General features: G+C 65.0%; 26 protein-coding genes. 15 read left to right on the forward strand and 11 right to left on the reverse strand.

Annotated elements, in window-relative coordinates; translation table 11 throughout:
* Window positions 1-42: 42 nt before the first annotated feature.
* On the forward strand, window positions 43-504 hold the full coding sequence (locus tag VFH65_RS22545) for a DUF1707 domain-containing protein (protein ID WP_353324386.1): 462 nt from the start codon (window positions 43-45) through the stop codon (window positions 502-504).
* On the opposite strand, the gene VFH65_RS22550 is transcribed toward VFH65_RS22545, so the two are convergent.
* Window positions 463-1,887 (reverse strand): FAD-dependent monooxygenase, encoded by a 1,425-nt coding sequence (locus tag VFH65_RS22550; protein WP_353324445.1) that lies wholly within the window; start codon window positions 1,885-1,887, stop codon window positions 463-465. The two genes, VFH65_RS22545 and VFH65_RS22550, sit on opposite strands and share 42 nt — an antisense overlap.
* 131 nt (window positions 1,888-2,018) lie before the next feature.
* On the opposite strand from VFH65_RS22550, the gene VFH65_RS22555 reads away from it, so the two are divergent.
* From VFH65_RS22555 to VFH65_RS22600, 10 genes are read left to right on the forward strand one after another with little or no spacing between them, the layout of a single operon-like run.
* Window positions 2,019-4,895 carry a Na+/H+ antiporter subunit A gene (locus tag VFH65_RS22555; protein WP_353324387.1) on the forward strand — a complete coding sequence of 959 codons (2,877 nt, stop codon included), beginning with the start codon at window positions 2,019-2,021 and terminating at the stop codon, window positions 4,893-4,895.
* A complete protein-coding gene (locus VFH65_RS22560) occupies window positions 4,892-5,362 on the forward strand; it encodes a Na(+)/H(+) antiporter subunit C (RefSeq protein WP_353324389.1) in 471 nt (156 codons plus the stop codon). Before VFH65_RS22555 ends, VFH65_RS22560 begins: the two co-directional genes overlap by 4 nt.
* Window positions 5,363-5,393: 31 nt before the next feature.
* A complete protein-coding gene (locus tag VFH65_RS22565) occupies window positions 5,394-6,989 on the forward strand; it encodes a Na+/H+ antiporter subunit D (protein ID WP_353324390.1) in 1,596 nt (531 codons plus the stop codon).
* A 29-nt stretch (window positions 6,990-7,018) separates the two neighbouring features.
* Window positions 7,019-7,552 (forward strand): Na+/H+ antiporter subunit E, encoded by a 534-nt coding sequence (locus tag VFH65_RS22570; protein ID WP_353324392.1) that lies wholly within the window; start codon window positions 7,019-7,021, stop codon window positions 7,550-7,552.
* Window positions 7,549-7,836: a monovalent cation/H+ antiporter complex subunit F gene (locus VFH65_RS22575; RefSeq protein ID WP_353324394.1), complete on the forward strand. Its 288-nt coding sequence runs from the start codon at window positions 7,549-7,551 to the stop codon at window positions 7,834-7,836. The genes VFH65_RS22570 and VFH65_RS22575 overlap by 4 nt, the downstream gene beginning before the upstream one ends.
* Window positions 7,833-8,195 carry a monovalent cation/H(+) antiporter subunit G gene (gene mnhG, locus VFH65_RS22580; protein ID WP_353324396.1) on the forward strand — a complete coding sequence of 121 codons (363 nt, stop codon included), beginning with the start codon at window positions 7,833-7,835 and terminating at the stop codon, window positions 8,193-8,195. Before VFH65_RS22575 ends, mnhG begins: the two co-directional genes overlap by 4 nt.
* Entirely contained in the window at window positions 8,182-9,087 is a 906-nt protein-coding gene (locus VFH65_RS22585; protein WP_353324398.1) for an SAM-dependent methyltransferase, read from the forward strand. Before mnhG ends, VFH65_RS22585 begins: the two co-directional genes overlap by 14 nt.
* 55 nt (window positions 9,088-9,142) lie before the next feature.
* Window positions 9,143-9,427: a type VII secretion target gene (locus VFH65_RS22590; protein ID WP_353324399.1), complete on the forward strand. Its 285-nt coding sequence runs from the start codon at window positions 9,143-9,145 to the stop codon at window positions 9,425-9,427.
* Between the two features lie 4 nt (window positions 9,428-9,431).
* Window positions 9,432-10,802, forward strand: coding sequence for a WXG100 family type VII secretion target (locus tag VFH65_RS22595; RefSeq protein WP_353324401.1), 1,371 nt, complete (start codon window positions 9,432-9,434; stop codon window positions 10,800-10,802).
* Window positions 10,790-11,569 (forward strand): PH domain-containing protein, encoded by a 780-nt coding sequence (locus tag VFH65_RS22600; RefSeq protein WP_353324402.1) that lies wholly within the window; start codon window positions 10,790-10,792, stop codon window positions 11,567-11,569. The genes VFH65_RS22595 and VFH65_RS22600 overlap by 13 nt, the downstream gene beginning before the upstream one ends.
* Window positions 11,570-11,633: 64 nt before the next feature.
* Here VFH65_RS22600 and VFH65_RS22605 read toward each other — a convergent pair whose 3' ends face one another.
* Genes VFH65_RS22605 through VFH65_RS22625 form a run of 5 tightly spaced genes read right to left on the reverse strand, consistent with a single transcriptional unit; the run spans window position 11,634 to window position 14,934 of the window.
* Window positions 11,634-12,248 carry an LON peptidase substrate-binding domain-containing protein gene (locus VFH65_RS22605; protein ID WP_414688487.1) on the reverse strand — a complete coding sequence of 205 codons (615 nt, stop codon included), beginning with the start codon at window positions 12,246-12,248 and terminating at the stop codon, window positions 11,634-11,636.
* Between the two features lie 17 nt (window positions 12,249-12,265).
* Window positions 12,266-13,423, reverse strand: a complete 1,158-nt coding sequence (locus VFH65_RS22610) for a glutamate--cysteine ligase (RefSeq protein ID WP_353324405.1) — start codon at window positions 13,421-13,423, stop codon at window positions 12,266-12,268.
* Window positions 13,380-14,102, reverse strand: coding sequence for a superoxide dismutase[Cu-Zn] (gene sodC, locus VFH65_RS22615; RefSeq protein ID WP_353324407.1), 723 nt, complete (start codon window positions 14,100-14,102; stop codon window positions 13,380-13,382). Before sodC ends, VFH65_RS22610 begins: the two co-directional genes overlap by 44 nt.
* Before the next feature lie 10 nt (window positions 14,103-14,112).
* The gene (locus VFH65_RS22620) at window positions 14,113-14,583 is read right to left on the reverse strand and encodes a LytR C-terminal domain-containing protein (protein ID WP_353324408.1); all 471 of its coding nucleotides are present in this window, start codon (window positions 14,581-14,583) and stop codon (window positions 14,113-14,115) included.
* A gap of 42 nt (window positions 14,584-14,625) precedes the next feature.
* Entirely contained in the window at window positions 14,626-14,934 is a 309-nt protein-coding gene (locus VFH65_RS22625) for a DUF3263 domain-containing protein (protein WP_353324409.1), read from the reverse strand.
* Between the two features lie 136 nt (window positions 14,935-15,070).
* Between VFH65_RS22625 and VFH65_RS22630 the strand changes: the two genes are divergently transcribed.
* The 4 genes from VFH65_RS22630 to VFH65_RS22645 all read left to right on the forward strand — a co-directional run bounded on the left by VFH65_RS22630 (window position 15,071) and on the right by VFH65_RS22645 (window position 19,929).
* A complete protein-coding gene (locus VFH65_RS22630) occupies window positions 15,071-15,664 on the forward strand; it encodes a peptide deformylase (RefSeq protein WP_353324411.1) in 594 nt (197 codons plus the stop codon).
* Window positions 15,664-16,557 carry an N-acetylglutamate synthase, CG3035 family gene (locus tag VFH65_RS22635; protein WP_353324413.1) on the forward strand — a complete coding sequence of 298 codons (894 nt, stop codon included), beginning with the start codon at window positions 15,664-15,666 and terminating at the stop codon, window positions 16,555-16,557. The genes VFH65_RS22630 and VFH65_RS22635 overlap by 1 nt, the downstream gene beginning before the upstream one ends.
* 2 nt (window positions 16,558-16,559) lie before the next feature.
* Window positions 16,560-17,360: an exodeoxyribonuclease III gene (locus tag VFH65_RS22640; protein WP_353324415.1), complete on the forward strand. Its 801-nt coding sequence runs from the start codon at window positions 16,560-16,562 to the stop codon at window positions 17,358-17,360.
* A 172-nt stretch (window positions 17,361-17,532) separates the two neighbouring features.
* A complete protein-coding gene (locus tag VFH65_RS22645; protein ID WP_353324417.1) occupies window positions 17,533-19,929 on the forward strand; it encodes a patatin-like protein in 2,397 nt (798 codons plus the stop codon).
* Window positions 19,930-19,956: 27 nt separating this feature from the next.
* On the opposite strand, the gene VFH65_RS22650 is transcribed toward VFH65_RS22645, so the two are convergent.
* From VFH65_RS22650 to VFH65_RS22670, 5 genes are all read right to left on the reverse strand, one after another.
* Window positions 19,957-20,895 (reverse strand): lysophospholipid acyltransferase family protein, encoded by a 939-nt coding sequence (locus tag VFH65_RS22650; RefSeq protein WP_353324419.1) that lies wholly within the window; start codon window positions 20,893-20,895, stop codon window positions 19,957-19,959.
* Window positions 20,896-21,164: 269 nt separating this feature from the next.
* Entirely contained in the window at window positions 21,165-22,127 is a 963-nt protein-coding gene (locus VFH65_RS22655) for an HTTM domain-containing protein (protein ID WP_353324421.1), read from the reverse strand.
* A complete protein-coding gene (locus VFH65_RS22660; protein ID WP_353324423.1) occupies window positions 22,124-22,585 on the reverse strand; it encodes a hypothetical protein in 462 nt (153 codons plus the stop codon). Before VFH65_RS22660 ends, VFH65_RS22655 begins: the two co-directional genes overlap by 4 nt.
* A 104-nt stretch (window positions 22,586-22,689) precedes the next feature.
* Window positions 22,690-23,067, reverse strand: coding sequence for a hypothetical protein (locus VFH65_RS22665; RefSeq protein WP_353324425.1), 378 nt, complete (start codon window positions 23,065-23,067; stop codon window positions 22,690-22,692).
* A gap of 208 nt (window positions 23,068-23,275) precedes the next feature.
* Entirely contained in the window at window positions 23,276-23,572 is a 297-nt protein-coding gene (locus VFH65_RS22670) for a hypothetical protein (protein WP_353324427.1), read from the reverse strand.
* Between the last annotated feature and the right edge of the window lie 16 nt (window positions 23,573-23,588).

The following is a 23,588-nucleotide window of genomic DNA, read 5'->3' on the forward strand; positions in this document are numbered from 1 at the left end:
CTTCAGAACTAGTCAGTGTCAAGATCCAGCACGGGAGGAACCATGACCGCTCCAACCGCCATCCGCGCCGGCGATCGCGAGCGTGAGCGCACTGCGGACCAGCTTGGGCAGGCGCTCGCGCAGGGCTACCTCGCCATGGACGAATACGAAACTCGGCTACAGGCCGCGTTTGCCGCCAACACCACCGCAGAGCTGCACCAGCTCGTCGGGGACTTGCCGCTCGCCCATCTGCGCCGCAACGATCCGCGGCGCCGGGCCGCCCGGCGCGCCGCAGCACGGCGAGGAGTGCGGATTCACGTGGCCGCTTACTTGGCGATGGTCGTCATCGTCCTGTCGGTGTGGCTTGCCGTCGGCCTGACGGCGGGCGCCTGGTATTTCTGGCCGGTCTGGCCGATCCTGGGCGCGGGCATCGGCGTGCTCTCCCATGCCATTCCGGTGCGCTTCGCGATGCCAGGGGCCATGTCATTCGGCTGTCACGCGGCTCCAATGATCGATTGCCGCTGACAGTTCGGCGGTATTGGGCATGCGTTCGCTGGCCCATGCGACGTAGCCGTCGGGACGAACCAGGATCGCGTCCGGCAGTTCGGGCTGCTTGTCGACGGTGTGCACAATGTCGGGCCTGTCGAGGTCGACCGCAACGGCGGTGAGCAATACGAACTTGCCTTCGCGCAGCAGCTCGTACACGCGCTTGCCGTCGGACTGGACGTCCGGCATTCGCCGGCCCACCAGCCAGTCCTCGTTACGCGAGCGCGGATAGGCGATGCCGATGCCGCTGAGGCGTTCGGCGAGCAGCCGCCGAGTTCGCGGCACCCTCGTCACGGTTCCGATGAGCACACTGCGCAGCAGGCGGCGAGGTTTCGAGTTGCCAAGCACCACCTGGTTGAACACGTCCGTCATCTTCAGCACGCCAGCTCCGACCGGATGGCGTTCCCTTTCGTAGGTGTCCAACAGCCAGTCCGGCGCGCGGCCGCGTGCAGCGGCAGCCAGCTTCCAGCCGAGGTTCATCGCGTCGCCGATACCGGTGTTCATACCCTGGCCGCCGAGCGGGGAATGCACGTGCGCGGCGTCGCCTGCGAGAAACACCCGGCCGTCCCTGTAGTGCCGAGCTTGCCGGCGCTCACTGAGAAACCTTGAGCTCCAGCGTATCTCGGTCATGCCGTAGTCGTCGCCGGCAATGCGCCCGAAGGCGTCGCGCATCTCTGCTTCCGTGACGGGTTCGGTCAACGGCGCTTGCTCGCGCAATCGGTCCCACACGATGGCACGGAACCAGCCGTCGCCGAACGGGATGACGAGCACCACGCCTTTCTCGTTGGCGACGCCGGCCAACGTCTCGGCAGGTGGCCGATCCAAGTGCACGTCCGCCAGCAGGATGTGCGTCTCGTACTGCTTGCCAACGAAGTCGATGCCAACCAGCCGTCGCACGGTGCTGTGTGCGCCGTCGCATCCGACCGCGTAGTCCGCGCGCACGGTGTCACCGCCGGCGCACTCGAGGCTCACCCCATCGGCGTCTTGCGTCAGCCCGACCACCTCCGCGCCCCGCACGATCTCAACGCCAAGTTGCTCGGCACGGGCCTGCAGTACCTTCTCCGTTCCGCTTTGCGGAACGATGAGCACCATCCCGAATCGGGTGTGAAGTTCACGAAGATCCAACTCCAGGCCGCCCGGCGGGGCGACCTCGTATACCGGCACACCGCGCGGAATGAGCTCGTCGGCAAGGCCGCGCGCGTCGAGCAACTCCAGGGTGCGCGCATGCACGGCGAATGCCCTGGTGATGTTGGGCATATCGCTGCGTTCTTCGAGCAGCCGTGCCTTGGCGCCGCCGAGCGCAAGCTCGCACGCCAGCATCAGGCCGGTCGGCCCGGCACCCACCACGACCACCTCGGGCATTGGCACATGGACAAGTTAGCCCGATGCCGCGTCCGTAGACTGGGTTTAATCCAAAGCCCAATAAGGCTGACACCCCGTTATCTGCTCTTCGCCCAAGAGCCCATCGCCGACCCGACGAGATCCGGAGTGCCATGCTCGCCATCCTGGTTGCCCACGCGGTCGCTACCGCGTTGGCTCCCCTGCTCGTCTACCGCTGGGGCCGGATGGCGTTCTACCCGCTGGCTTTGGTGCCGCTGGGTTCGCTGATCTGGGTTGCGCTGAACTGGCCGCGGGATGGCCACGCGCCGACAGCCAACCTCGAGTGGCTGCCGGAACTGTCGATGGACATCAACCTGCGGTTCGACGCGCTCGCCGCGATCATGAGCGTTCTCGTCCTGGCGATCGGCGCCCTGGTGCTCTTCTACTGCGCCGACTACTTCCACCATCACGACGGGCATGCCGAGAAGCGGCTTCCGAGTTTCGCCGCCGAGTTGGTCGCGTTCTCCGGTGCGATGTTCGGGCTCGTGGTCAGCGACAACATGCTGGTGCTGTACGTGTTCTGGGAGCTCACCACGGTGCTGTCGTTCCTGCTGGTGGGTCACTATGCAGAGCGCGCCAGCAGCCGGCGCGCCGCCACGCAGGCGCTTCTGGTGACGACGTTCGGCGGGCTGGCGATGCTGGTGGGCATCATCGTGCTCGGCAACATGGCCGGCACCTACCGGTTGTCCGAGCTGATCGCTTCGCCACCGACGGGCACGGCCGCGTCGATCGCCGTGGTGCTGGTGCTCATCGGTGCGCTAGCCAAGTCGGCGATAGTGCCGATGCACTTCTGGCTGCCCGGCGCGATGGCGGCGCCGACACCGGTCAGCGCGTACCTGCACGCCGCCGCGATGGTCAAAGCCGGTGTGTACCTCGTCGCCAGGATGACGCCAGGATTCGCCGACCTGCCGCCGTGGCGGCCGATGGTGATCAGCCTGGGTGTGCTGACCATGCTGCTGGCCGGCTGGCGCGCGGTGCGGGAGTACGACCTGAAGCTGATCCTGGCGTTCGGAACCGTGAGCCAACTCGGGTTGATCACCGTGATGGTCGGAACCGGCGGCGGGGACATGATGCTGGCCGGGCTGGCGCTGCTATGCGCTCACGCGATGTTCAAGGCCGCGCTTTTCATGGTCGTCGGCGTCATCGACCACGCCACCGGAACTCGTGACATCCGGCGGCTGGCCTGGCTCGGCCCGCGCAGCAGGCCGCTGCTGGTCATCGCCGTAGCCGCGACCGCCAGCATGGCGGCACTGCCTCCCTTCCTCGGCTTCGTCGCCAAAGAGGCCGACCTCGAAACGGTGATGCACAGCCCCGCGCTTGGCGCGTGGGCACCATGGGTGCTCGCGGGCATCGTCCTGAGTTCGGTGTTCACCACCATCTACAGCCTGCGGTTCCTATGGGGTGCCTTCGGCCGCAAGGGATTACCCGGGCCGAGCAGGCGGGTGTCAGAAATGCACCAGCCGCCTGCCACTTTCCTTGCCGCCCCGGCAATCCTGGCCGCGGCCGGTCTGCTGTTTGGATTGTGGCCGACCCCGCTCGACGGCGCGCTCGACGCGTACGCCGACACGGTGCCCGGCGAGGGCGACGAGTATCACCTGGCGCTTTGGCACGGGCTGGGCGCGCCGCTGCTGCTGTCCGCGCTCGTCCTTGCCATCGGCGTGGCGGCATTCTTCGGCCGAGCACGGCTGAGGCGATTGCGAACACTGCGAGCGCCGCTGGGCAACGCCGACCGCATCTACGATGCCGCCCTGCGCGGCGCCGACCTGATGTCCGTGCGACTCACCGCCGTCACTCAGCGCGGATCGGTCCCCGCGACGCAAGCGGTGATCCTGTCCACGTTGGTGCTGGTGCCGCTGGTGGTTTTGGCGCTCGGCGCCCGTGATCGCCCCGAATTCGCGCTGTGGGATTCGCCGTTGCAGGTGGTGGTCGGGCTGCTGATTCTCGCCGCCGCGGTCGGCGCCACGGCGATGCGCAACCGCCTTGCCGCGGTGCTGCTGGTCGGGGTGACCGGCTATGGCTGCGGCGCGATATTCGCGTTCCACGGCGCACCCGATCTTGCGCTGACCCAGTTCCTGGTGGAGACGCTGACGCTGGTGATCTTCGTGCTGGTGCTGCGAACTCTGCCCGCCGAGGCCGACAGCGCGAACATCAAGCGGTACCGGCTTCCACGCGCCGTGCTGGCGCTCTCGGTGGGCGCTACGGTCACCACGCTGGCCGCGTTCGCGATGGCCGCGCGCACCACTCGCCCGATTGCCGAATTACTGCCCGACGCAGCGTATTTCCGCGGACACGGCGCCAACACCGTCAACGTGCTGCTCGTCGACATCCGGGCATGGGACACCATGGGTGAAATCTCGGTGTTGCTGGTGGCGGCCACAGGGGTGGCGTCAATGGTGTTCCGGCACAGGCGTTTCGGGGCCGCCCCACGGGTTTCCGACGCGGGCCAGCCCGACATCGGGCGCCTATACGCGAGCGCCGACAACAGCCCTGCGGCCGGCGATATCACTTGGCTGCGGGGCAGCCAAGTGCGCGACCCAAAGTACCGCTCGCTGGTTCTCGAGGTGGCCACCCGGATGATCTTCCCGCTGATCATGGTGTTGTCGGCCTACTTCTTCTTCGCCGGGCACAACACTCCCGGCGGCGGCTTCGCCGGTGGGTTGACCGCGGGTCTGGCGTTGGTGTTGCGCTATCTTGCCGGCGGGCGTTACGAACTTGGCGAGACGCTGCCGCTGGACGCGGGCAAGATCCTCGGCGTCGGCCTTGGATTGTCCGCGGGCACCGCGGTCGGGTCGCTGCTGCTGGGTGCGCCGGTGTTGTCGTCGGCGTTGATCGAAATCGACGTGCCCGTGCTGGGCACGGTCAAGTTCGTCACTGCGCTGTTCTTCGATCTCGGTGTGTACTTGATCGTCGTAGGGCTGGTGCTCGACGTGCTGCGTAGCCTGGGTGCCCGCGTCGACGTCGAGATGAGCGAGGCGGTGGCGGCGCGATGACCACCTACCTGGTTCCGTTGGTCCTCATCGGCGGACTCACCAGCGCGGGCGTGTACCTGCTGCTCGAGCGCAACATGACCCGAATGTTGTTGGGCCTGTTGCTGGTCGGCAACGCGATCAACCTGCTGATCCTGACCGTCGGCAGCCCGTCGGGCAATCCGCCGGTCCGCGGCCGCACCAGCAACGGCGAGACCACCACCGCAGATCCGTTGGCGCAGGGCATGATTCTGACGGCGATCGTCATCAGCATGGGCATCGCGGCGTTCGTGCTGGCCCTGGCCTACCGGTCCTACCGGTTGACCACCGAGGAGGAAGTCAGCGACGACCCCGAAGACACCAGAGTCTCGCGGATGTCGGGCAAGGAAGCCGGCGCGCTCGACGAGGACCGACCGCGGCCCGAGCCCGCGCGCGACACCGACCTGCCCGACGAACTGGACGCGCTGCCGGGACTGGAGGGTTCGCGATGACGGCCAAGCGAGAAGCGAAGGCGGATCGCGCATGAGCACAGCTTCCGTATTGACGCCACTGCCGGTGCTGATCCCGACACTCGCGGCCGCGCTGACATTGTTCGCCGGTCGCAGGGCGCGGCTGCAGCGGGCGATCGCGCTGGCCGCACTGTCCGTCGTGGTGGCGGTGTGCGCTGCGCTGCTCTATCTCTCCGATCGCGACGGCACGCTGGCACTGCATGTCGGGGGTTGGGGTCAGACGGTGCCCGGCATGGGGCCGCTGGGAATCACGTTGGTGGTGGACCGGCTCTCGGCGCTGATGCTGGTGGTGTCGTCGATCGTGCTGCTGGCGGTGGTCGTTTACGCGATCGGGCAGGGTATCCGCGACGGCGATGTCAACCAGCCGGTGTCGATCTTCTTACCCACCTATCTCGTGCTGTCTGCTGGCGTGTGTACGGCGTTCCTCGCGGGCGACCTGTTCAATCTGTTCGTCGGGTTCGAGGTGCTGCTCTCCGCGAGCTTCGTGCTGTTGACGATCGGTGCCAGCCGGGAGCGGGTGCGCGCCGGAATTGCCTACGTGATGGTGTCGATGGTGTCGTCGATGGTGTTCTTGTTCGGCATCGCCCTGGTCTACGCGGCGACCGGAACACTGAACATGGCCGAGCTCGCGGTGCGGCTGGACGACGTGACAGCGGGCACCCGCACCGCATTGTTCGCCGTGCTGTTGGTCGGCTTCGGCATCAAGGCGGCCGTCTTTCCGCTGTCGACCTGGCTGCCCGATTCCTACCCCACCGCGCCTGCGCCCGTCACCGCCGTGTTCGCCGGCCTACTGACGAAAGTCGGTGTGTACGCGATCATCCGGGCGCACTCGCTGTTGTTCCCCAGCGGGGGCCTTGACCCGCTGCTGCTTGTTGCCGCGCTGTTGACGATGGTGGTTGGCATCTTAGGGGCGATCGCGCAGAGCGACATCAAAAGGTTGTTGTCCTTCACGCTGGTCAGCCACATCGGGTACATGGTGTTCGGGATCGCGCTGTCAAATGAGCTCGGAATGTCGGGCGCGATTTACTATGTGGCGCACCACATCGTGGTGCAGACGACGCTGTTCCTGGTGGTCGGCCTCATCGAGCGTCAGGCGGGCGCGTCGACGATGCAGCGGCTGGGCGGGCTGGCCGCCGCGAGCCCGCTGCTGGCGTTCGTATTCGTGGTGCCCGCGCTCAATCTGGGTGGTATTCCGCCGTTCTCGGGGTTCATCGGCAAGGTGGCGCTGCTCGAGGCCGGCGCCCAGAACGGCTCTGTGCTGGCATGGCTGTTGGTGGGTGGCGGCGTGGTCACCAGCCTGTTGACGCTGTACGTGGTGGCCAGGGTCTGGACCAAGGCGTTCTGGCGCTCCCGCGAAGACGCGCCGGAAGGTCATCTGGCGGCGGGGTCGCCTAGTGCGCTGTTGGACGACTCGGAGGAGATCGAACTGGTTCACCGTGACGACGTTGGCAGGATGCCGGTCGGGATGCTGTTGCCGACGGGCGCACTCATCGCGGTGGGGTTGACGCTGACCATCATGGCCGGGCCGATCTTCTCGTTCAGCGGTCGTGCCGCCGACGAGGTGCTCGACCGCAGTCAGTACATCACTGCCGTGGTGGGTCCGCGATGATGAGCGCTCGCGCGAAGAACGGACCGCAGATGAGACGCTACGCGCTGCGGGCCTGGGTTCTGTGCTGGCTGATCATGGTGTGGATTCTGTTGTGGGGCAGCATTTCTGCGGCCAACATCCTGTCCGGCCTGGCGATCGCGCTGGTGATCACGGTGCTGTTGCCGCTGCCTGCGGTGCCGGTCGAAGGCAGGGTTCATCCGCTGTCGCTGCTGCGCCTGATCGGCACCGTCACGTATTACTTGGTGCTGTCGTCGGTGCAGGTGGCGTGGCTGGCGGTCAAGCCGGGCCCACCTCCGCTGTCCGCGGTGTTGCGAGCCCACCTGGCGGTGAAGTCGGATCTCGTCCTGGCACTCGCGGTCACCATCTTCAACCTCATTCCGGGATCCATCGTGCTGGAGATCGACCAGTCCCGCCGGATGCTGTACATGCATGTGATCGACGTCGGCTCCGAACGCGGCATGAACCGCTTCTATCGACAGGTCGCCGATGTCGAGCGACTTCTGGTGAAGACGTTCGAGAGGCAGAAGGACTGGCGTCCGGCGGCTCGAGAGGAGACCCAGTGACTGTCGTATGGATCATCGCCGCGGTGATGTTGACCGCCGCGGCCGTCATCACGATGTTCCGGCTGCTGGCCGGGCCAAGCACGCTCGACCGGCTCGTCGCACTGGACACCCTTGTCGCGGTGACGATGTGTGCGATCGGCACGTGGGCGGCATTCAGCTTGGACACCACCGTGACGTACGGCCTGACCGCGCTGGCACTGATCAGCTTCGTCGGCTCGGTCAGCGTCGCGCGGTTCCGCGTGCCCGACATCGACAAGCCCGGCGCCGCAGGGAGATTGAGATGACCGCACTCGACGTCGTCACTGGCGTGCTGGTGCTCGGCGGCTCGACTCTCGCGCTCACCGCCGCGATCGGTGTGGTCCGTTTTCCGGACACCTTGACGCGGATGCATGCGGCGACCAAGCCGCAGGTGCTGGGTCTGCTGCTGGTGTTGGTCGGCGCAGCGATCCGGCTACGCGGCAATGCGGATGTGGGCATGGTCATTCTGACGGGCTTGTTCACGTTGATCACCGCTCCGGTGGTGGCAAACCGCGTCGGCCAACTGGCCTACCGGGAGCAGAACATTCGCGATGACCTGCTGACCAGGGACGAAATGCTTGAGGTCGCCGAAAACGGGGAAACCCGGGGCAATGGTCAGGACTGACGGCGACAGCTGGGACATCACCGAAGGCGTGGGTGCGACCGCGCTGGGCGTGGCGTGGGCGCGGTCGGAGGAGACGACGTCAGACTGCCCGCTGTTCACCGACCCCTACGCGCAGCTGTTCGTCGATGCGGCCATCGAGCGCGGATGGCGGCTTCCGCCTGAGTACATGCGTGAGCGGATCCGGGCGATCTCAGGCTACGCCGCGTCGCGCACGAAGTGGTTCGACGAGTTCTTCATTGCGGCGGGCGCCAACGGCATCGAGCAGGCCGTCATCCTCGCCGCTGGCCTGGACGCCAGGGGTTGGCGGTTACCGTGGTTGGGCGGCACTGTGCTCTATGAGATCGACCAGCCGAAGGTGTTGGAGTTCAAGACCGAGACGCTGGCTCGTCACGACGCCAAGCCGACTGTCGCGCGCTACGTCGCCGTGCATGCGGACCTCAGACAGGACTGGCCGAAGGCATTGCGCGAGGCGGGTTTTGATGCAGCTGAGCCGACAGCCTGGGCGGCCGAGGGGTTGCTTCCGTATCTGCCCGCCGACGGCCAGGACCTATTGTTCGAGCGGATACATCAACACAGCGTCAACGGCAGCCGCATCGCAGTCGAGGCGTTCGGCGCCGACTTCTTCGACTCCGACTATCTGGCCAGTCGTCGCGAACAGTTGCGGAAGATGAGGGAGGCCGCGGGCACCGACGATGACGAGATCCCGGATACAGAGGATCTGTGGTTCATCGAGGAGCGCACCGACATGGCCGATTGGCTGGCGGAGCATGGCTGGGACGTCACGTCATTCGGAGCGGCCGAACTGATGACGCGATACGGCCGGTGTTCACCAGGGCAGGCCGACGATGCATCGCCGCGCACCGTGTTCGTCGAGGGCAAGCTGACCTGTTAGGGCGCAGGCAAATTGCCGTCAGGTTGGGTCGCCTGTATCAGGTAACTTCAAGTGCATGCTGGTTGATCCCGAGATCCTGCGGGCCTTCGCCGGTCAGGTGGATACGGCGTCGTCGACGATCCGTGAAGCCGACGCCGGTAACAAGGTGAGCACCGCGGCCGATGGTCTGCCCGGGTCCACCACACAGTGGGCGGCGCGACTGGTCGGTGGGCATGTCACCGAGCAGGCCAACGCCATCGCGGCGAACGTCACCAAGATGGGCCAGGCAGTACGCGGCGCGGCCAACACCTACGAGGTCACCGACGAGGCGCTTGCGGGAAGCTTCAAGGGGATCTTCTAGAACCGTGCTCCCGTCACGTTCCCGGCTTGAAGGCTGGAACCCCGACTCGCTGGCGTACACCGGCCCGGCCGTCAAGACCGCCGGTGAATCCGTCGAACGGGCCGTGGACACGATCAACAGCAACATCAAGATCATGCCGGAGACGAAAGCGTGGTCCGGCGAGGGACACGAGGCGGCATCCGGGATGTTCGACCGCGCGCACAAGACAACGACCGCGTTCAGCGACTACACCGCCGCGATCGGTAACGTCCTCAGCGAGGGTGCCAGCACCATCGGCGCCGCCCGAAAAGCCCTGCTGGACAAGGCCGATCAGGTCGACGCGGGGCCGCTGAATGTTTCGGAGGGTTGGGTGGTGTTGATCGATTCGGGATCTCAGACAGCCGAGCAGATCGACCAGCTGATGAATCGGGTCGCGATCGAGCAGGCCGTCATCAACGCGCTCTTGGTGGCGGTCGGTGACGCCGATACCAGCACAGCTGACAAGGTGATGGCAGCGGCAAAGCCGTTTGGCTTCGTCGCCCCTGTCCCCGGTGGCCTGCCCGGCATGATGGTTCCCGGTGCGCAGCGGCCGGCGGACGAGGTGCCCAATCCCCGGGACGCCCTGGGGCTGGTGCAGCAAGCGACGGTCCGCGGTGAGGAGATGGCCACGACGGTCCGGGAGACAACCTCGAGGTACAACGAAGACGGTAACTTCGAGAAGACCCTCATCATGCAAGACGGAAGCAAGCATGTCGTCACCGAATACGCGCCCAACCCTCACAACCGCATTACCGACACAATGATCACCGAGGGTCACTATGACGCCGACGGCAATCTGATCTCGTGGACCACCTCGACGAGCACGCCCAGCGGCTACAAGAAGACAATCATGGACTGGGCGGACGGGACGCAATACGTCATCGACGAAACACCCGAAGGCGTGCGAAGTGGAGCGTTCACCTTGTCTGACGGCCGATATGGCGTTCTCCCACCGGATAGCCCGCTACTGGTGCAGACCATTCCTGACCGCGTTGGCGATGTGTTGACGGGTTTGGAAACGCACATCGATCGCGGCGGCAAGATCCCGATGCTTTCAATGGACGCAGTGGATAAGGTGGGGGTCGGCGCTAAATATGGCGGTCCCGCACTGGGCGTCATGTCATCGATGTATGACTTTCTCGCAGCGCCGACACCCGCCGACAAGTGCGTCTCGGTGTTCGCCGGCACCTTCGGGCTCGCCGGGAACGCAGCGGGTGCGGCGGGAGGCGCATTTGTGGGCGGCCTTATTCCCGCTCCTGGCACAGCTCCTGCGGGTGCCGTCATCGGTTCGATCGCCGCCGGCGAGTGGATGAAGTCCGTGGGAACCAAAGTCGGTGAGGTGCTGTGCGGCCCATAGACGCACTGCCTCCACCACCCAACTGGGACGCCAGGCTTTCCGCGATGGCGAAGTTCGGGGTGCTGATTCTCGCGGGCGGGGTTGTGTACAGCCTCGCTCAAACGGTGATCGCGTTGCAGCGTGGCTCCGCCCTAGCTGCTCTCACCGCCGGTGGAATGACAGTGACGTTCTCCGGATTCCTTGCCACTTTGGCCATCACTTGGTACGCCGCTCCGACGCACTATGCCGGGTCAGGTGACAGCGGAACGACGGTGCGCATCAACCCATTTATCCTCTGGTGCTGGGGAGTCACGTTGGTCGGTGCCGCAATCGGCTCGGCGTGCTACCTCGCGTTAATTTTGCGAGGACTGGACGAGTTGCCGTTGACGACCCCGGGGCGAGCGACTGTCACCAGGTACTTGATGATCACTCTGCTGGTCCTGTCTGTGACCGGATTGGTTGCGATGCTCAGGCGTCGCGGTCGCGCCTACCTGCGAATCGGCCCGGACGAAGTCGAGCACGCCGACATTTTTCGAACCCGCACCGCCCGCTGGGACGACATCGTCGACATCTCCGACAAAGCCGATCGACGGACCCGCAATCCGGTCGTCTTCGTGTTGAAGGACGCCAAACCGATCATCGTGCCCAACGCCGACCGCTATGAAACCAACTTTGGAGCACTGTATTGGATGGTCCGCCACTACTGGAAACATCCCGAGAACCGCGACGAACTCAGCGACGGCCGCGCACTCGAGCGGCTATGCAACGAGCAGTTCGCACCGGAGTAACTCGGGCCACCCCCAAAACCCAAGGCCGAAATCTCCTGCATAAGCTCCGTTTCGGCGACGAAAGCTACTCCGACAGCTGAAACTCGACCATCGCCGTGACGGTATCGACAGCGTCGCTCAGCGCCGCGAGTCTCGCCGCCACGGTCGGCGCGGAAAGTACCGCGTACCTATCCGCCTGCCCCATCGGGAGCCGGGAAGCCAACGCGTACAACCACATCGCGGCGTCACCTGACGCGTCCGCTCCGACCACGATGTCGCGCCCGTCGACCTCCGTACCTCGCGCGGCGGCGATGCGCTCGAACAGCGCGATCATCCGGTCCTCGACATCTCGGATCGCGTCGACATCAACTGCACCGGGCTCGTCGGGCCAGTGTTCGATCGTGGCCCGCGGGTACGGATCGTCGGGTTGCCATTCGAGCACCCGTATCCGCTCGCCCATCACACAGCGCAGGCGATAACGTCCGACGCCGAAATCGGCGCACTCGGTGATGTGGGCGAGCGCCCCGACGTCACTGCGCGTGTCCCCGCCACCGACCTCGCGGCCCGCCGCGATCAACACCACACCGAACGCCGGGTCCTCTGCGGCCAAACAGTCCGAAACCAGTGCGGAGTACCGCGGCTCGAAGATTCGCAACGGCAGTTCCTCGCCCGGCAGCATCGACACCTCGAGCGGGAACATCGGCGTGACGGCCACGACTAGATGTCCAGCTCTCCGACGAGCGCGTCGACCACCGACCGCAGATCGCCGTCGTGTTCTTCGGCGACGCGGCGCTGCCGTTGGTACGACGCGCCCAACCGATAGATGTCGGCGACGCCGGCCAGTTCGTCGACACAGGACAGCGACTTCGCCACCGGCTCCAAGCGATTCAACAGCTCGTCCAGATCCTCGGTGACAAGACGTTCGTTGCTTTCAGCGTCCAGGATGATCACCGCGTCAAGGCCGTAACGCGCTGCGCGCCATTTGTTTTCCTGCACGTGCCACGGCGGCATGCTTGGAAGCCGCTCGCCGGCATCGAGACGCCGGTCCAGGTCCGCAATCAGGCAGTGCGTCAACGCGACCAGCGAGCTCAGTTCGCGAATGTTGGAGACGCCGTCGAATATCCGGACTTCCACAGTGCCCAGATGCGGCGACGGCCGGATATCCCAACGGATTTCGTTCATGTGGTCGATGATGCCGGTCTTCTTCTGGTCGTAGACGAAGCGTTCGAACTCCGCCCATGTCTGGAAGTGAAACGGCAGACCTGCCGTCGGCAACTGCTGAAACATCATCGCCCGGTTGCTCGCATAGCCGGTGTCCTCCCCCGCCCAGAACGGCGAGGACGCTGACAACGCAAGCAGATGCGGGTAGTGGTTTAGCAACGACGTGATGATCGGCATCACCTTGTGCGCCGACGAGATGCCCACGTGCACATGCACACCCCAGATCAGCATCTGCCGACCCCACCACTGCGTGCGCTTGATCAATTCGGCGTAGCGCGGCGCGTCGGTCAGCTTCTGCGACGACCATTGCGCGAACGGATGTGTTCCGGCGCAGAACAGTTCCATCCCTCGGTCCCGCACGATCTTGCGCGCAGTACCCAGTGTCGACCGCAGATCGCCCATCGCCTGCGGCACGGAATCGCAGACACCGGTGACGATCTCGACGGTGTTGCGCAGCAGTTCCTTGTGCACTCGGGGGTTGTTCTCGCCGAGTTCCAAGATGACCGCGGCGGCCTCATTGCTCAGGTCGCGAGTTTCGGTGTCGACGAGGGCGAACTCCCATTCGACACCAACGGTCGGCCGGGGTGACCCGGCGAAGTCGATGTGGCTGCTAACCGGTGCCGATAACACCGCAGGCCACGCGCTTTCCGGCATCGCCGGTCGCCAGAGTGGTTTCGTCTGGCGGCGGGTTGCCGTTCACCTGCTGGTAGCGCTCAGGCGGAATGTTGGCGAAGTTGTCCGCCTTCTCGTGGATGATGATCGCCGTCTTCGCGCCGGCGAGCAGTTCCTCTGCGGTGAAGGCGTTCGTCGTCGTCACCAGCTGAGCCGAGCCGTCCTCACGAACCTGCAGGGAGGTCAGGTCGCCGCTGGCGGGATGTCCGGCGTGGCCGGGGACCTGGAAATGTCCACCGGCGGAGTTGAAGTCAGCGGGCGCACCGCCGGTCGGGGCGACCGAGTTGGCCTCGCATTTGCCGACCGAGTGGATATGCAGGCCGTGGAATCCCGGCGTCAGCTCGCCGGCCGCGGTGGTCTTCACGGTGACGGTGGCGTACCCGTTGGCGAATTCGATATCTGCAGTGGCCACCGTGGTGCCGTCGGCCATTTTCAGCTGGGCGGTGAGCTTCTCACCACTTGCGGCTTCACTGCCGCCGTGTCCGCCCTGGGCCTCGCCTCCGTGCTCGCCGCCGCCGGGCGATGCCGACGGTGACGGCGAGCCGGTCCAGATCGCGGGCGTGGTGCCGGGCTGCGTCGCCACCGGCTCATTGGGACTACACGCACTCATGGCGAGAACGGGGACAGCGAACAAGGACGCAGCGGCGACGGTCTTGAGCATGTGCAGAAGCCTAACCGGTGACCACCACGACTACGCCTGGCGGTTGCTCGGCCAACCCGGGGACCCGCGGCTCCACCGGCGCCTCGATCAGCCTGCCCACTTCCTCGGCGGCCTCTCGCTCGCCGGGGGCGTCACTGAAATACACCGTGGTGGCTGTCACGTCCGGCAAGGTCAGGTTGCCCGTCTCGGTGACGTTCCAGCCGGCCTCACGCAACCGGTTGGCGGTGCCTTCCGCGGCACCTTGAGTCTCCGAGATGTTGAACACCCGCACATCAGCCCTGGCCGCTTCCGCCGACGGCGACGGCGTCGGCGTCGCGGAGCTGGTGCTGACGGTGGTTGTGGCGATCGGCGACTGATCATCGGCGGAGTCGTCGCCCGAGCCCATTGCCTGGAATCCGACCAACAGAAACACCACGCCCAAAAACAGCAGCACCATGACCATGGCGCGCAGAGGCAGCCCGGAGGAATTTCGCTGGTTCATTACCGCCCACTGTATCGAGCCAGGGGCCTACGCCCGAAAAGGTCAGGTGAGGTCGAAGCCGAGCCGGCGCGCCGCCCGGGCCTTTTGCCGACTGGCCCGCAGCCGCCGCAGTCGCTTGACCAGCATCGGGTCCGCTACCAGCGCCTCAGGCCGGTCGACAAGCGCGTTCAGCACCTGGTAATACCGGGTGGCCGACATCGAGAACAATTCCTTGATGGCGTCTTCCTTGGAGCCGGCGTACTTCCACCACTGGCGCTCGAATGCCAAGATGTCGTGTTCGCGCCGGGTCAGCCCATCGCGGGGATCAAGATCATCCCCGGATTGCTCATTCCTCGCAATCGCGCCGTCCATCTCGCTTCTGGGCCCTTCCAACACTCGAAATGACATTGCTGTGTTTCGCGGCTCATTCAACCACGGGTTTCGAAGCTGAGGCGTCAGCTACACCCGCGAGTCGGGTGACAAGGATTGCCGACTTAAGCTCTCCCCCGTGGCTGTCGTACCCATCCGCATCGTAGGAGATCCCGTCTTGCGCACCGAGACCGAGCCGATACCCGTCGGCGACGACGGTTCGCTGCCTGATGATCTCGCGGACTTGATCCAGGACCTGTACGACACGATGGACGCCGCCAACGGGGTGGGGTTGGCCGCCAATCAGATCGGCGTCTCCAAGCGAGTCTTCGTCTACGACTGCGCCGACGCACGCGGACGAACCACCCGGCGGCGCGGAGTCATCATCAACCCGGTACTCGAGACCTCCGAGGTGCCCGAGACCATGCCGGACCCCGACGACGATGACGAAGGCTGCCTGTCGGTGCCCGGCGAATCGTTCCCGACCGGCCGGGCGGACTGGGCCCGGGTGACCGGCCTCGATGCCGACGGCACCGCCATCACGCTGGAAGGCACCGGGCTGTTCGCGCGAATGCTGCAGCACGAGACCGGTCATCTGGACGGGTTCCTTTACCTGGACCGGCTTGTCGGCCGGCACGCCCGCAGCGCAAAGCGGGCGGTGAAGTCGAACGGCTGGGGAGTCCCCGGCCTGAGCTGGACGCCGGGCAAGGATCCCGACCCGTTCGGCCACTGATGCAATTGCCTGCCGTCGGCACCCGGGTGAGTCTGCGCTACCGGCTGCCGGCCGGATCGGTGCCGCCGCTGACGGATGTGATCGGGCACCTGTTGGACGTCGGCCCGACGCTTCGGGTGCGCACCAAACGCGATGACATAGTAGAGATCGCCGCGGCCGATGTCGTCGCGATCAAAGCCCTTGCGGCAGCACCGGTGCGGACGTCCCAGATCCGGGCGACGGAGCACGCCGCCGCGTTGGCGTGGCCAGGCGTCGAGCATCAGTGGCTCGACGGGTGGCTGCTGCGGGCCGCCGGTGGGCATACGCATCGCGGCAATTCGGCTGTGCCGCTTGGTGTCGAGGCCGACCTTGGGACGCTGCCCTCGATCGTCGAGTGGTACGCATCGCGCGGCTTGACGCCGTGGCTATCGGTTCCGGATCGGCTGTTGCGGTTGCCCAGTGGTGTCGAGCCGCATCTCGAAACGGTGGTGATGGTCGGCGATCCGCCGACGGGCGAACCAGATTCGACGGTGACGCTGATCGCGCAGCCCGATACGCAGTGGCTGCGACTGTATGAGCGTGACGTTCCCGTCGACGTGCTGACGGCCGTCGTCGACGGCGAGGTGACGTTCGCGTCGATTTCCGGTGCGGCAGTGGGACGCGCGGCGGTGACGGATGCACCCGACGGCACCCGATGGGTGGGCATCTCGGCAGTGCGAGTGACCGAGGGCCAACGCCGCCGCGGCCATGCCCGAACGCTCTGCGCGGCATTGCTGGGGTGGGGTTTGGGGCGCGGTGCGACGCGCGCGTATGTGCAGGTTCTGGTCGACAACGCCGCGGCGATCGCGCTGTACGAGTCGATGGGCTTCAGTACTCAGCACCGGAGCCGCTACATCGATGCTCGTAGCCTGTAGCCATGCGGCTCGCCACGTGGAACGTCAACTCCATCCGCGCCAGGGTGGACCGCGTCGTGGACTGGCTGGAGCGTGGCGATGTCGACGTGCTGGCCATGCAGGAGACCAAGTGTTCTGACGAGCAGTTCCCGGCGATGCCGTTTCTTGCGGCGGGCTACGAGGTGGTGCACTGCGGATTCAATCAATGGAACGGCGTGGCGATCGCGTCGCGTGTCGGGTTCGACGACGTGCAGGTCGGCTTCGACGGCCAGCCGACGTGGAGCGACAAGCCGGAAGTGGAAGCCGCTGCGGAGGCGCGGGCTTTGGGCGCGACGTGCAACGGCGTGCGGGTGTGGAGCCTCTATGTGCCGAACGGTCGATTCGTCGGCTCGCCGCACTATCAGTACAAGCTGGAATGGCTTGCGGCGCTGCACGAAGCAGCGCGCAAGTGGTTGGCAGACGATCCGTCTGCGCAGATCGCGTTGGTCGGCGACTGGAACATCGCACCCACCGACGAAGACGTGTGGAGCGTGGAGTTCTATCAGCACAGCACCCATGTCACCCCACCCGAGCGCGCGGCGTTCAACGCGATTGTCGATAGCCAATTCAGTGACTTGGTAAGGCCTTTCACTCCGGGTCCTGCGGTCTTCACCTACTGGGACTACACCCAGCTGCGGTTCCCGAAGAACCGCGGCATGCGCATCGACTTCATCCTCGGCTCCCCTGCGCTGGCAGAGCGTGTGACCCACGCAGAAATCGTGCGCGAGGAACGCAAAGGCAAGGCACCCAGCGACCACGCACCGGTGATGGTCGAACTCGCGTGACCACCTGTGGATAACCTTCTTCTTGTCGGCGGTCCAACGACACGGACCGGTGCACGTCAAACTGCGCAATTGGTTGTCGACCGCAGGTTCAAAACCCGCAAATTGCATTCGGCCCAAGATTAAACTCACGTCCTTGTCGGCCGGTTTGCTAGCCCGGGGACGAGGGGGCCAAATGAAAAACGACAATGAAGCCGAATTGCGCTTGGCGCTCGTGTGTTACGGCGGCGTCTCGTTGGCTGTGTACATGCACGGCGTCACTAAGGAACTGCACAAACTGATTCGCGCCTCGCGCAGATTCAACGAACACCCAGCAGAGAATCCGTTCCGCGGCGGCTCCGAGGCGGTGTACTTCGAGGCATTAAAGGACCTCGCTGCCGCTGGCCGAAGGGTCGATGTGAGCATCGACATCATCGGCGGCGCCTCGGCGGGCGGCATAAACGGTGTTGCCCTCAGCAAGGCGCTCGCCCAGGACGCGGACCTGGAACCGCTGACAAAGATATGGATCGAAGAGGGCGATTTCCGCAAATTGTTACGCGCTCCGTCGTTCGCCGGCCTGCACGCCCAAGTCGCCATGGACCTCGTGGCACAGCTCGCCAACCTGTTCAAGCCACGCTCACCTCTGCGTGGCGAACGGATGTCAGAGTTGCTTCTCAGCGCGTTGAGGGATATGGACCAAAACCCCGACACATCCGGCCTGTTGCGCTCGGACGGGAAGCTCCAACTCTTCGTCACCGCCACCGATTTGACCGGATTCGAGGTGCTGGTTCCCTCTGGGGCCGGCGGTGCGAGTCAGCGCGATGCATATAGCGCGCAAGTATTCGAATTTCATGGTGAACCCGGCGACCTCACCCACTTCGGACCTGAATACACAGCCACCCTGGCTTTCGCCGGACGAGCAACGGCGAGTTTCCCAGGCGCATTCGCTCCCATCGGCCAGAAGTCCTTCCAAGCCGAGACCAGAGAGCCGCATCTGGCGTTGCACACCAACGTGTTTCGCTACGACTATCCCGACCCCGAGCGAGCGGAGAGCGCGGTATTCGTCGACGGCGGTGTGCTCAACAACGCTCCGTTTGACGTCGTAATCGATGCGATTGGTCGGCGGTCCGCCGAAACGCAGGTATACCGCCGACTGGTCTACATCCAACCCGATCCGGGTCGCAGACTCGATGAGATGGCCAATCAGACGGTTTCACAGGACCGGCGCTGGCTGCCGGATCTGTGGGCTGTGTCGGGGGTTCGCGGCAGCCACCCGATAGTGCTGGATCTGCTGAAGCTTCGCGACATGAATTGGCGCATCGCCGAAGTCGCCGCCATCGCGGATCGCCAGATGAACTACGTCCAGATGCAGATCGCCGAGGCGCGAAAAGCGATGACGCCTCATGTCGGTGCGACGGTTCCGAGAGGGAGTGCAGAATCCCAGCGCGCGGCGACGGCGGAGACGCTCACAGAAATCAAAGCCGCGCTCGGCGGCAACGACGACGTGCAGGAACTGTCGGACAAGTTGCACAAGCGGGCAGAACTCGCCCTCGGGCCTGCATGGCAGACCTACCAGCGGCTGAAGTTCGAGGCCACCGCCCGCCGCCTAGCGGTCGAGCTGGCCTTCCGCTTCGGGTTCCCCCACAAGTCCGGGCGAGCGAGCTTCGGCCGCGCCGCCATGTTGGCGTGGGCTCAGCGGACGGCGGATTGGATTGACGGCGGAGACGCGCTAAGCGAAGAATTGCGGGCGACCGATGTGCCCTATCGCGAGCGGCGGTTGATGTTCATCATCGCCGGAATCAACGATCTGTACCCCAAGGACGGCCCCAACCGCGGAGCTCCTCCGCCGCGGGAGTCATTGGATTCTCTGAAGACGCAAGCGTGGGGGATTCTCACCGGCCTTCGGGTCAAGACGAAGAACGTCGTGCAGGCCCTCCCACAGGAGAAAGTGGAGTTCCTCTCTGACTTCGACAATAAGACGATGCTCGACAAGCCCGAGGACTTCGCCCTCCAACGTAGGTCAGAGTTCGACGCGCTGTTCGATGCGTACCGCGTCGCCTTGGCCGGCGTACTGGGAAACGACAGTGCTCGCCTCTGGGAAGAGTTTCGGAAGGGCACCGCCACTTGGACCAACGAGGAGGCCGAGCAGGAATTGCTCAGCCGCTACCTCGGCTTCCCGCTGTGGGACGGCATGATATTTCCGACGATCACATTGACTGAGCTGCCTCAGTTCACACCGATCGGGGTATCGCAGTTCAGTCCGCTTGAGGCCCGCGCCCTCACGGCGGTCGACGAGCACGGCAATGAGGTCCCCAAGCTGCAGGGCATTCCGCTACATCACTTCGGCGCCTTCCTGGACCGGAAGGCTCGCGAAAATGATTACCTCTGGGGAAGATTGGATGGAGCCGAACTGATCCTGCGCACCCTGCGAGACGTCGCTCCGCAGACGTCGGGTGCAGGTGCGCTGGGACGCTTGGGCGACGTGCTCACCGCGGTCCTCGACAGCGAGCGCGGGCTCAAGAAAGTCCCGCAGTACCTGTGGGACCACCTCGACAAGCAAGTCAAAGAGCTGACCAACACTGACACGCGTTGACCGAGCCGGGTGTGACGGGACAGTCCATCACCCGAACAGCGGGAACGCGCGCTTGCGCGCCAAGGCATCCATGCCGCGCTGGATGGTGTTCTGCACTTCCCAGTACTTCTCTTCGACGTACCCGTCGTCGTCGGCACGCTGCGGATCATGATCCAGTTCGACGGCCGGCATCAGCCGAGTGCGGATTTTGGCCGGCAGTGGGAACTGCGGCAGCGCCGCCGGCGCGATGCCCCACGGCAGCGAGACCGCAAGCGGAAACACCTTGATACGCAACAGTTTGTCCAGTTGCAGCGCACGCGACAACTGATCGCCGCGAATCAGCACCGGCATCGCGTCGCCACCGCCGACGGTCGCGATCGGCACGATCGGCACACCGGCGCGAATCGCCATCTTCACAAAGCCCTTGCGGCCGGCCAGATTAGCGCGATCACGCTCAGCCCATGGCCGCAGCGAATCAACCTCACCGCCGGGCCACACCGCGACGTCGCGTCCCTCTGCCAACGCTGTGGCCATCGAGTCCGGCGCCGCCGGGAGCACACCCATCGCACGGAAGTAGCGGCCGATCAGCGGGATAGCCATCAGCGCATCGTGGGCGGTTCCGTGCAGCGGCCTTTCCTCACCGAACCGACGCCACCACTGAACGCCGACTGTCCACGCGTCCCACACGAAGGGCGCACCCGAGTGAATTCCCACCAGCAGGACTGGCGGCTCAGGAAGGTTCTCCCAGCCGTCGAACTCCATCCGGAACCAATAGTCGACGAGCGCGTTCCAGAAGTATTTCTGCCGCTGCATCGTCGCCTCGTCCGGCCCGCTCAGCTCCCATTCGCCGGCGCGTTTGTTCAGCCAGCCGGTAAGACCTTCGTCGTGCTGACGACGCCGGGCATTCATCTGCACGCGCGCTTCTTCGGCTTGCTGCTGTGCCTGCTGTCGAACTTCGCGTGGCCTGCTGTCGCTCGTGGTTGTCATGTGAATCGGGATACCCGGGCTGGCTGTGGATAACTCGTAGTCAACCTACTTGGCGGTGGCAGTGCTGGTCGCGACGCCGCACCATCAACCGGTCGACTCCGTAGTGCGTGCGATCGACCCGGAGGCAGCCAAGGAATGCCAGGTGGGGCCGATGATGACGCCACATCAGCATCTCCGCGCAGAATGCCCAACCTTTTCAATGTCGCGAGCCAAGTACCTCTTCGCATACCCGTCGTCGTGAATCCGTAGCGGTGATGGGCGGGTAGTGGTCATGTCGCGACCCGCTCGGTTGGCTGCTCAGATCTGGTCGCGGCGCGGCGATTTCGCCAGTGCTCTAATCGCGAAGGCAGTTGCCGGATGATTTCCGGTGAGACGAACGCGAGATACAGCACGAACATGGCCGGGCTGAAGAAACCAACGGCAACGGTGACCAGAATGATGGAGTGCAGTACCAGGCCGACGACCAGCACCACGGGCCGGCATCGCCGGTTCCAGACCAGTATCCCGATCATCAGCTCGACAAGCAGTGTGCCCCATGTCGCGACGTTCATCAGGAGCGCACTGGTGGAGATCCATTGCGGGGTCGGGATTATCAACATGTCTTCGAGCCGAAGCGCATACGACATCGCTGTGCCGTCGGGCCATTTCTCGCCGGTCATCCGGCTCTGGAAGGTGGCCAGGTAGATCAGCGTCAGCTGAACTTGCATGAGCCGAATCGCCCACGGCGCACGGATCTGGGCCGACCAGAACGACCCGGTCGTCCGGCGCTGATCCAGTGATAGCGCTGTCCCGCACGGCGACAGCGCGAGAATCAGCGCCTCGACGCGTATCAGGTTGTCACCTGAGTTGAAAACGTAGGGATTGCGGAATTCGAACGACATGACGAGGACACAAACGATCAGCGCGGCCAGTCTGCTGTGCCACCCGACTGTCAACGCGATCGCGGACACCAGCAGTAGCGTCCAACCGATGATCAAAGCCCGGTCATCGGTCCAGATCTCGAAAACCCCCCACTCGAAGGGCCTCGTGGGTTGCTGTGCAACGACGCCGTCCGAGCTGAAGAGAGCGTCCAAATCCGGCGTCAGCGACAGCGTCCACAGTGTTGCGAGAGCGCCGAAGGCAATTCTGACGGCGCCGAGGGTGTAAGCGGGTTCGGGGCGAAACCAGAATGTCCGCCACCTGTCAGTGAGTGCTCTGATGAGGGATCCGGAGGTGCGAGCCGATTCGGTCATGGCCGGCCGTTCAGGGCTTCGTCGTAGATCGTCTCCACCGTTACGGTTTTGGGACCATCCTCGCCCGGAGCCGGCAGGAGTTCATTGCTGAACAACATCTGAACGCGCACAGGACGTTCCGCGGGAGTGGTGAGCTCGCGGACGACCCAGTGCGCGATTCCCGGCCGGCTGGCGGGCACGCGGATCGCCTGCTCCTTGAGTTTTTGCCAGTGATACCAGGCAAACGGGCCGATCACCCGATCGCCGCGATGCCAGGTCCACACGCGTTCAGAGCCGTCGGCCATCGTGACGCGTACCTGCATGTCCTCGAGACTCGAAACCGGCTCTGGCGCATACATTCGCCAGTTTTGCTGCAGCCCGGTCGCGGCGGCGATCGGACGCAGTGTTGGCGTCATCGTCCGCTTGATTGGGGAATCCGGCAGGTTCCACACCACCCCGATGAGGACGATCAGGGTCACGATCCCGCTGATTATCGCCTCGCCGACAACTGACCTCTCAAACCGTTGCCCGAGGCCCGACAGCTTGTTGACGACCGGGCTGCGGTGTCGTGTCGGGCCTTTGCCTAGAAGAACCACCATCCGCCACTGCCGCTGCGGCCGCCCGGGCGGCCCGACAGCCCGAGCAAGCCCAGGAATGCACTGATGAGTCCGCCAAGGAAGGCCAGCGCCCGCGAGACGAGATCCCCGAAGAAGCCGAAGAAACCGCCCGGAGTTCCGGAGGTGTTGCCACTGGTCCCACCCGAGGCGCTCCCACTCGTCCCACCCGAGGCGCTGCCACTCGTCCCACCCGACGCGGTCCCACTCGTCCCACCCGACGCGGACCCACTCGTCCCACCCGAGGCGTCGCCGGTCGTAGCGTTGGTCAGCACTACGGGTGATGGCGGCTCGGCCGGTTGGTACAGCGCGAGGCCACAGACGGCCAGTCCACCAGCGAACAACACCACGCCACCTCTGCGACGCATGGCCGCGAACGACGATTGTCTACGCGTGGCGGCGGGATCCAAACGGTGTCTGGGCAACGGGCGTTCGGCGGCCGGTCGGACGGCGGAAGATTTGCGGGTGGGCACTCGTCATCGCCTCCGTGTAGACGCTAAATCCAGCGGATTTGACGCTAGTGACAACGCGGTATCGCTTGAATCAGGTGATTCCCTACGTTTTGCGCCAGAACCGAGCATCAACCGCGGCGGTGACTCGCTGAGCAGGAAATCCTGCTTCGCGACACACGTCGGCAACGGATTGCTCGGACGCGGAATCGAACACAGCCAAGACGATCTCGTCGCTGGGTATGGCAAGCGTGGCAAGCAGGCTCACGGGGGACCCGGAGGCGGAGACGGACGCCGCACACTCCATGAGGCGCGCGACGCTGAGATCGAGCGGCTCATCGGCGATTGCGGGCCGATACCACTCGACGAGGAAATGCTCGAGTGCCGGCGCGGCGATGCTCATCGCGTCAAGCTAAGTC

It is taken from the genome of Mycobacterium sp., assembly GCF_035697385.1.
GTDB lineage: Bacteria > Actinomycetota > Actinomycetes > Mycobacteriales > Mycobacteriaceae > Mycobacterium.

Excerpts from the sequence above, each read along its gene's own strand:
- VFH65_RS22555 (WP_353324387.1), top strand. The coding sequence starts at position 2,019 with ATGCTCGCCATCCTGGTTGCCCACGCGGTCGCTACCGCGTTGGCTCCC.
- VFH65_RS22625 (WP_353324409.1), bottom strand. The coding sequence starts at position 14,934 with ATGGACGGCGCGATTGCGAGGAATGAGCAATCCGGGGATGATCTTGAT.
- VFH65_RS22585 (WP_353324398.1), top strand. The coding sequence starts at position 8,182 with ATGGTCAGGACTGACGGCGACAGCTGGGACATCACCGAAGGCGTGGGT.
- VFH65_RS22545 (WP_353324386.1), top strand. The coding sequence starts at position 43 with ATGACCGCTCCAACCGCCATCCGCGCCGGCGATCGCGAGCGTGAGCGC.
- VFH65_RS22610 (WP_353324405.1), bottom strand. The coding sequence starts at position 13,423 with ATGCCGGAAAGCGCGTGGCCTGCGGTGTTATCGGCACCGGTTAGCAGC.
- VFH65_RS22645 (WP_353324417.1), top strand. The coding sequence starts at position 17,533 with ATGAAAAACGACAATGAAGCCGAATTGCGCTTGGCGCTCGTGTGTTAC.
- VFH65_RS22565 (WP_353324390.1), top strand. The coding sequence starts at position 5,394 with ATGAGCACAGCTTCCGTATTGACGCCACTGCCGGTGCTGATCCCGACA.
- sodC (WP_353324407.1), bottom strand. The coding sequence starts at position 14,102 with ATGCTCAAGACCGTCGCCGCTGCGTCCTTGTTCGCTGTCCCCGTTCTC.
- mnhG (WP_353324396.1), top strand. The coding sequence starts at position 7,833 with ATGACCGCACTCGACGTCGTCACTGGCGTGCTGGTGCTCGGCGGCTCG.
- VFH65_RS22550 (WP_353324445.1), bottom strand. The coding sequence starts at position 1,887 with ATGCCCGAGGTGGTCGTGGTGGGTGCCGGGCCGACCGGCCTGATGCTG.
- VFH65_RS22590 (WP_353324399.1), top strand. The coding sequence starts at position 9,143 with ATGCTGGTTGATCCCGAGATCCTGCGGGCCTTCGCCGGTCAGGTGGAT.
- VFH65_RS22620 (WP_353324408.1), bottom strand. The coding sequence starts at position 14,583 with ATGAACCAGCGAAATTCCTCCGGGCTGCCTCTGCGCGCCATGGTCATG.
- VFH65_RS22635 (WP_353324413.1), top strand. The coding sequence starts at position 15,664 with ATGCAATTGCCTGCCGTCGGCACCCGGGTGAGTCTGCGCTACCGGCTG.
- VFH65_RS22570 (WP_353324392.1), top strand. The coding sequence starts at position 7,019 with ATGAGACGCTACGCGCTGCGGGCCTGGGTTCTGTGCTGGCTGATCATG.
- VFH65_RS22670 (WP_353324427.1), bottom strand. The coding sequence starts at position 23,572 with ATGAGCATCGCCGCGCCGGCACTCGAGCATTTCCTCGTCGAGTGGTAT.
- VFH65_RS22650 (WP_353324419.1), bottom strand. The coding sequence starts at position 20,895 with ATGACAACCACGAGCGACAGCAGGCCACGCGAAGTTCGACAGCAGGCA.
- VFH65_RS22605 (WP_414688487.1), bottom strand. The coding sequence starts at position 12,248 with ATGTTCCCGCTCGAGGTGTCGATGCTGCCGGGCGAGGAACTGCCGTTG.
- VFH65_RS22655 (WP_353324421.1), bottom strand. The coding sequence starts at position 22,127 with ATGACCGAATCGGCTCGCACCTCCGGATCCCTCATCAGAGCACTCACT.
- VFH65_RS22640 (WP_353324415.1), top strand. The coding sequence starts at position 16,560 with ATGCGGCTCGCCACGTGGAACGTCAACTCCATCCGCGCCAGGGTGGAC.
- VFH65_RS22560 (WP_353324389.1), top strand. The coding sequence starts at position 4,892 with ATGACCACCTACCTGGTTCCGTTGGTCCTCATCGGCGGACTCACCAGC.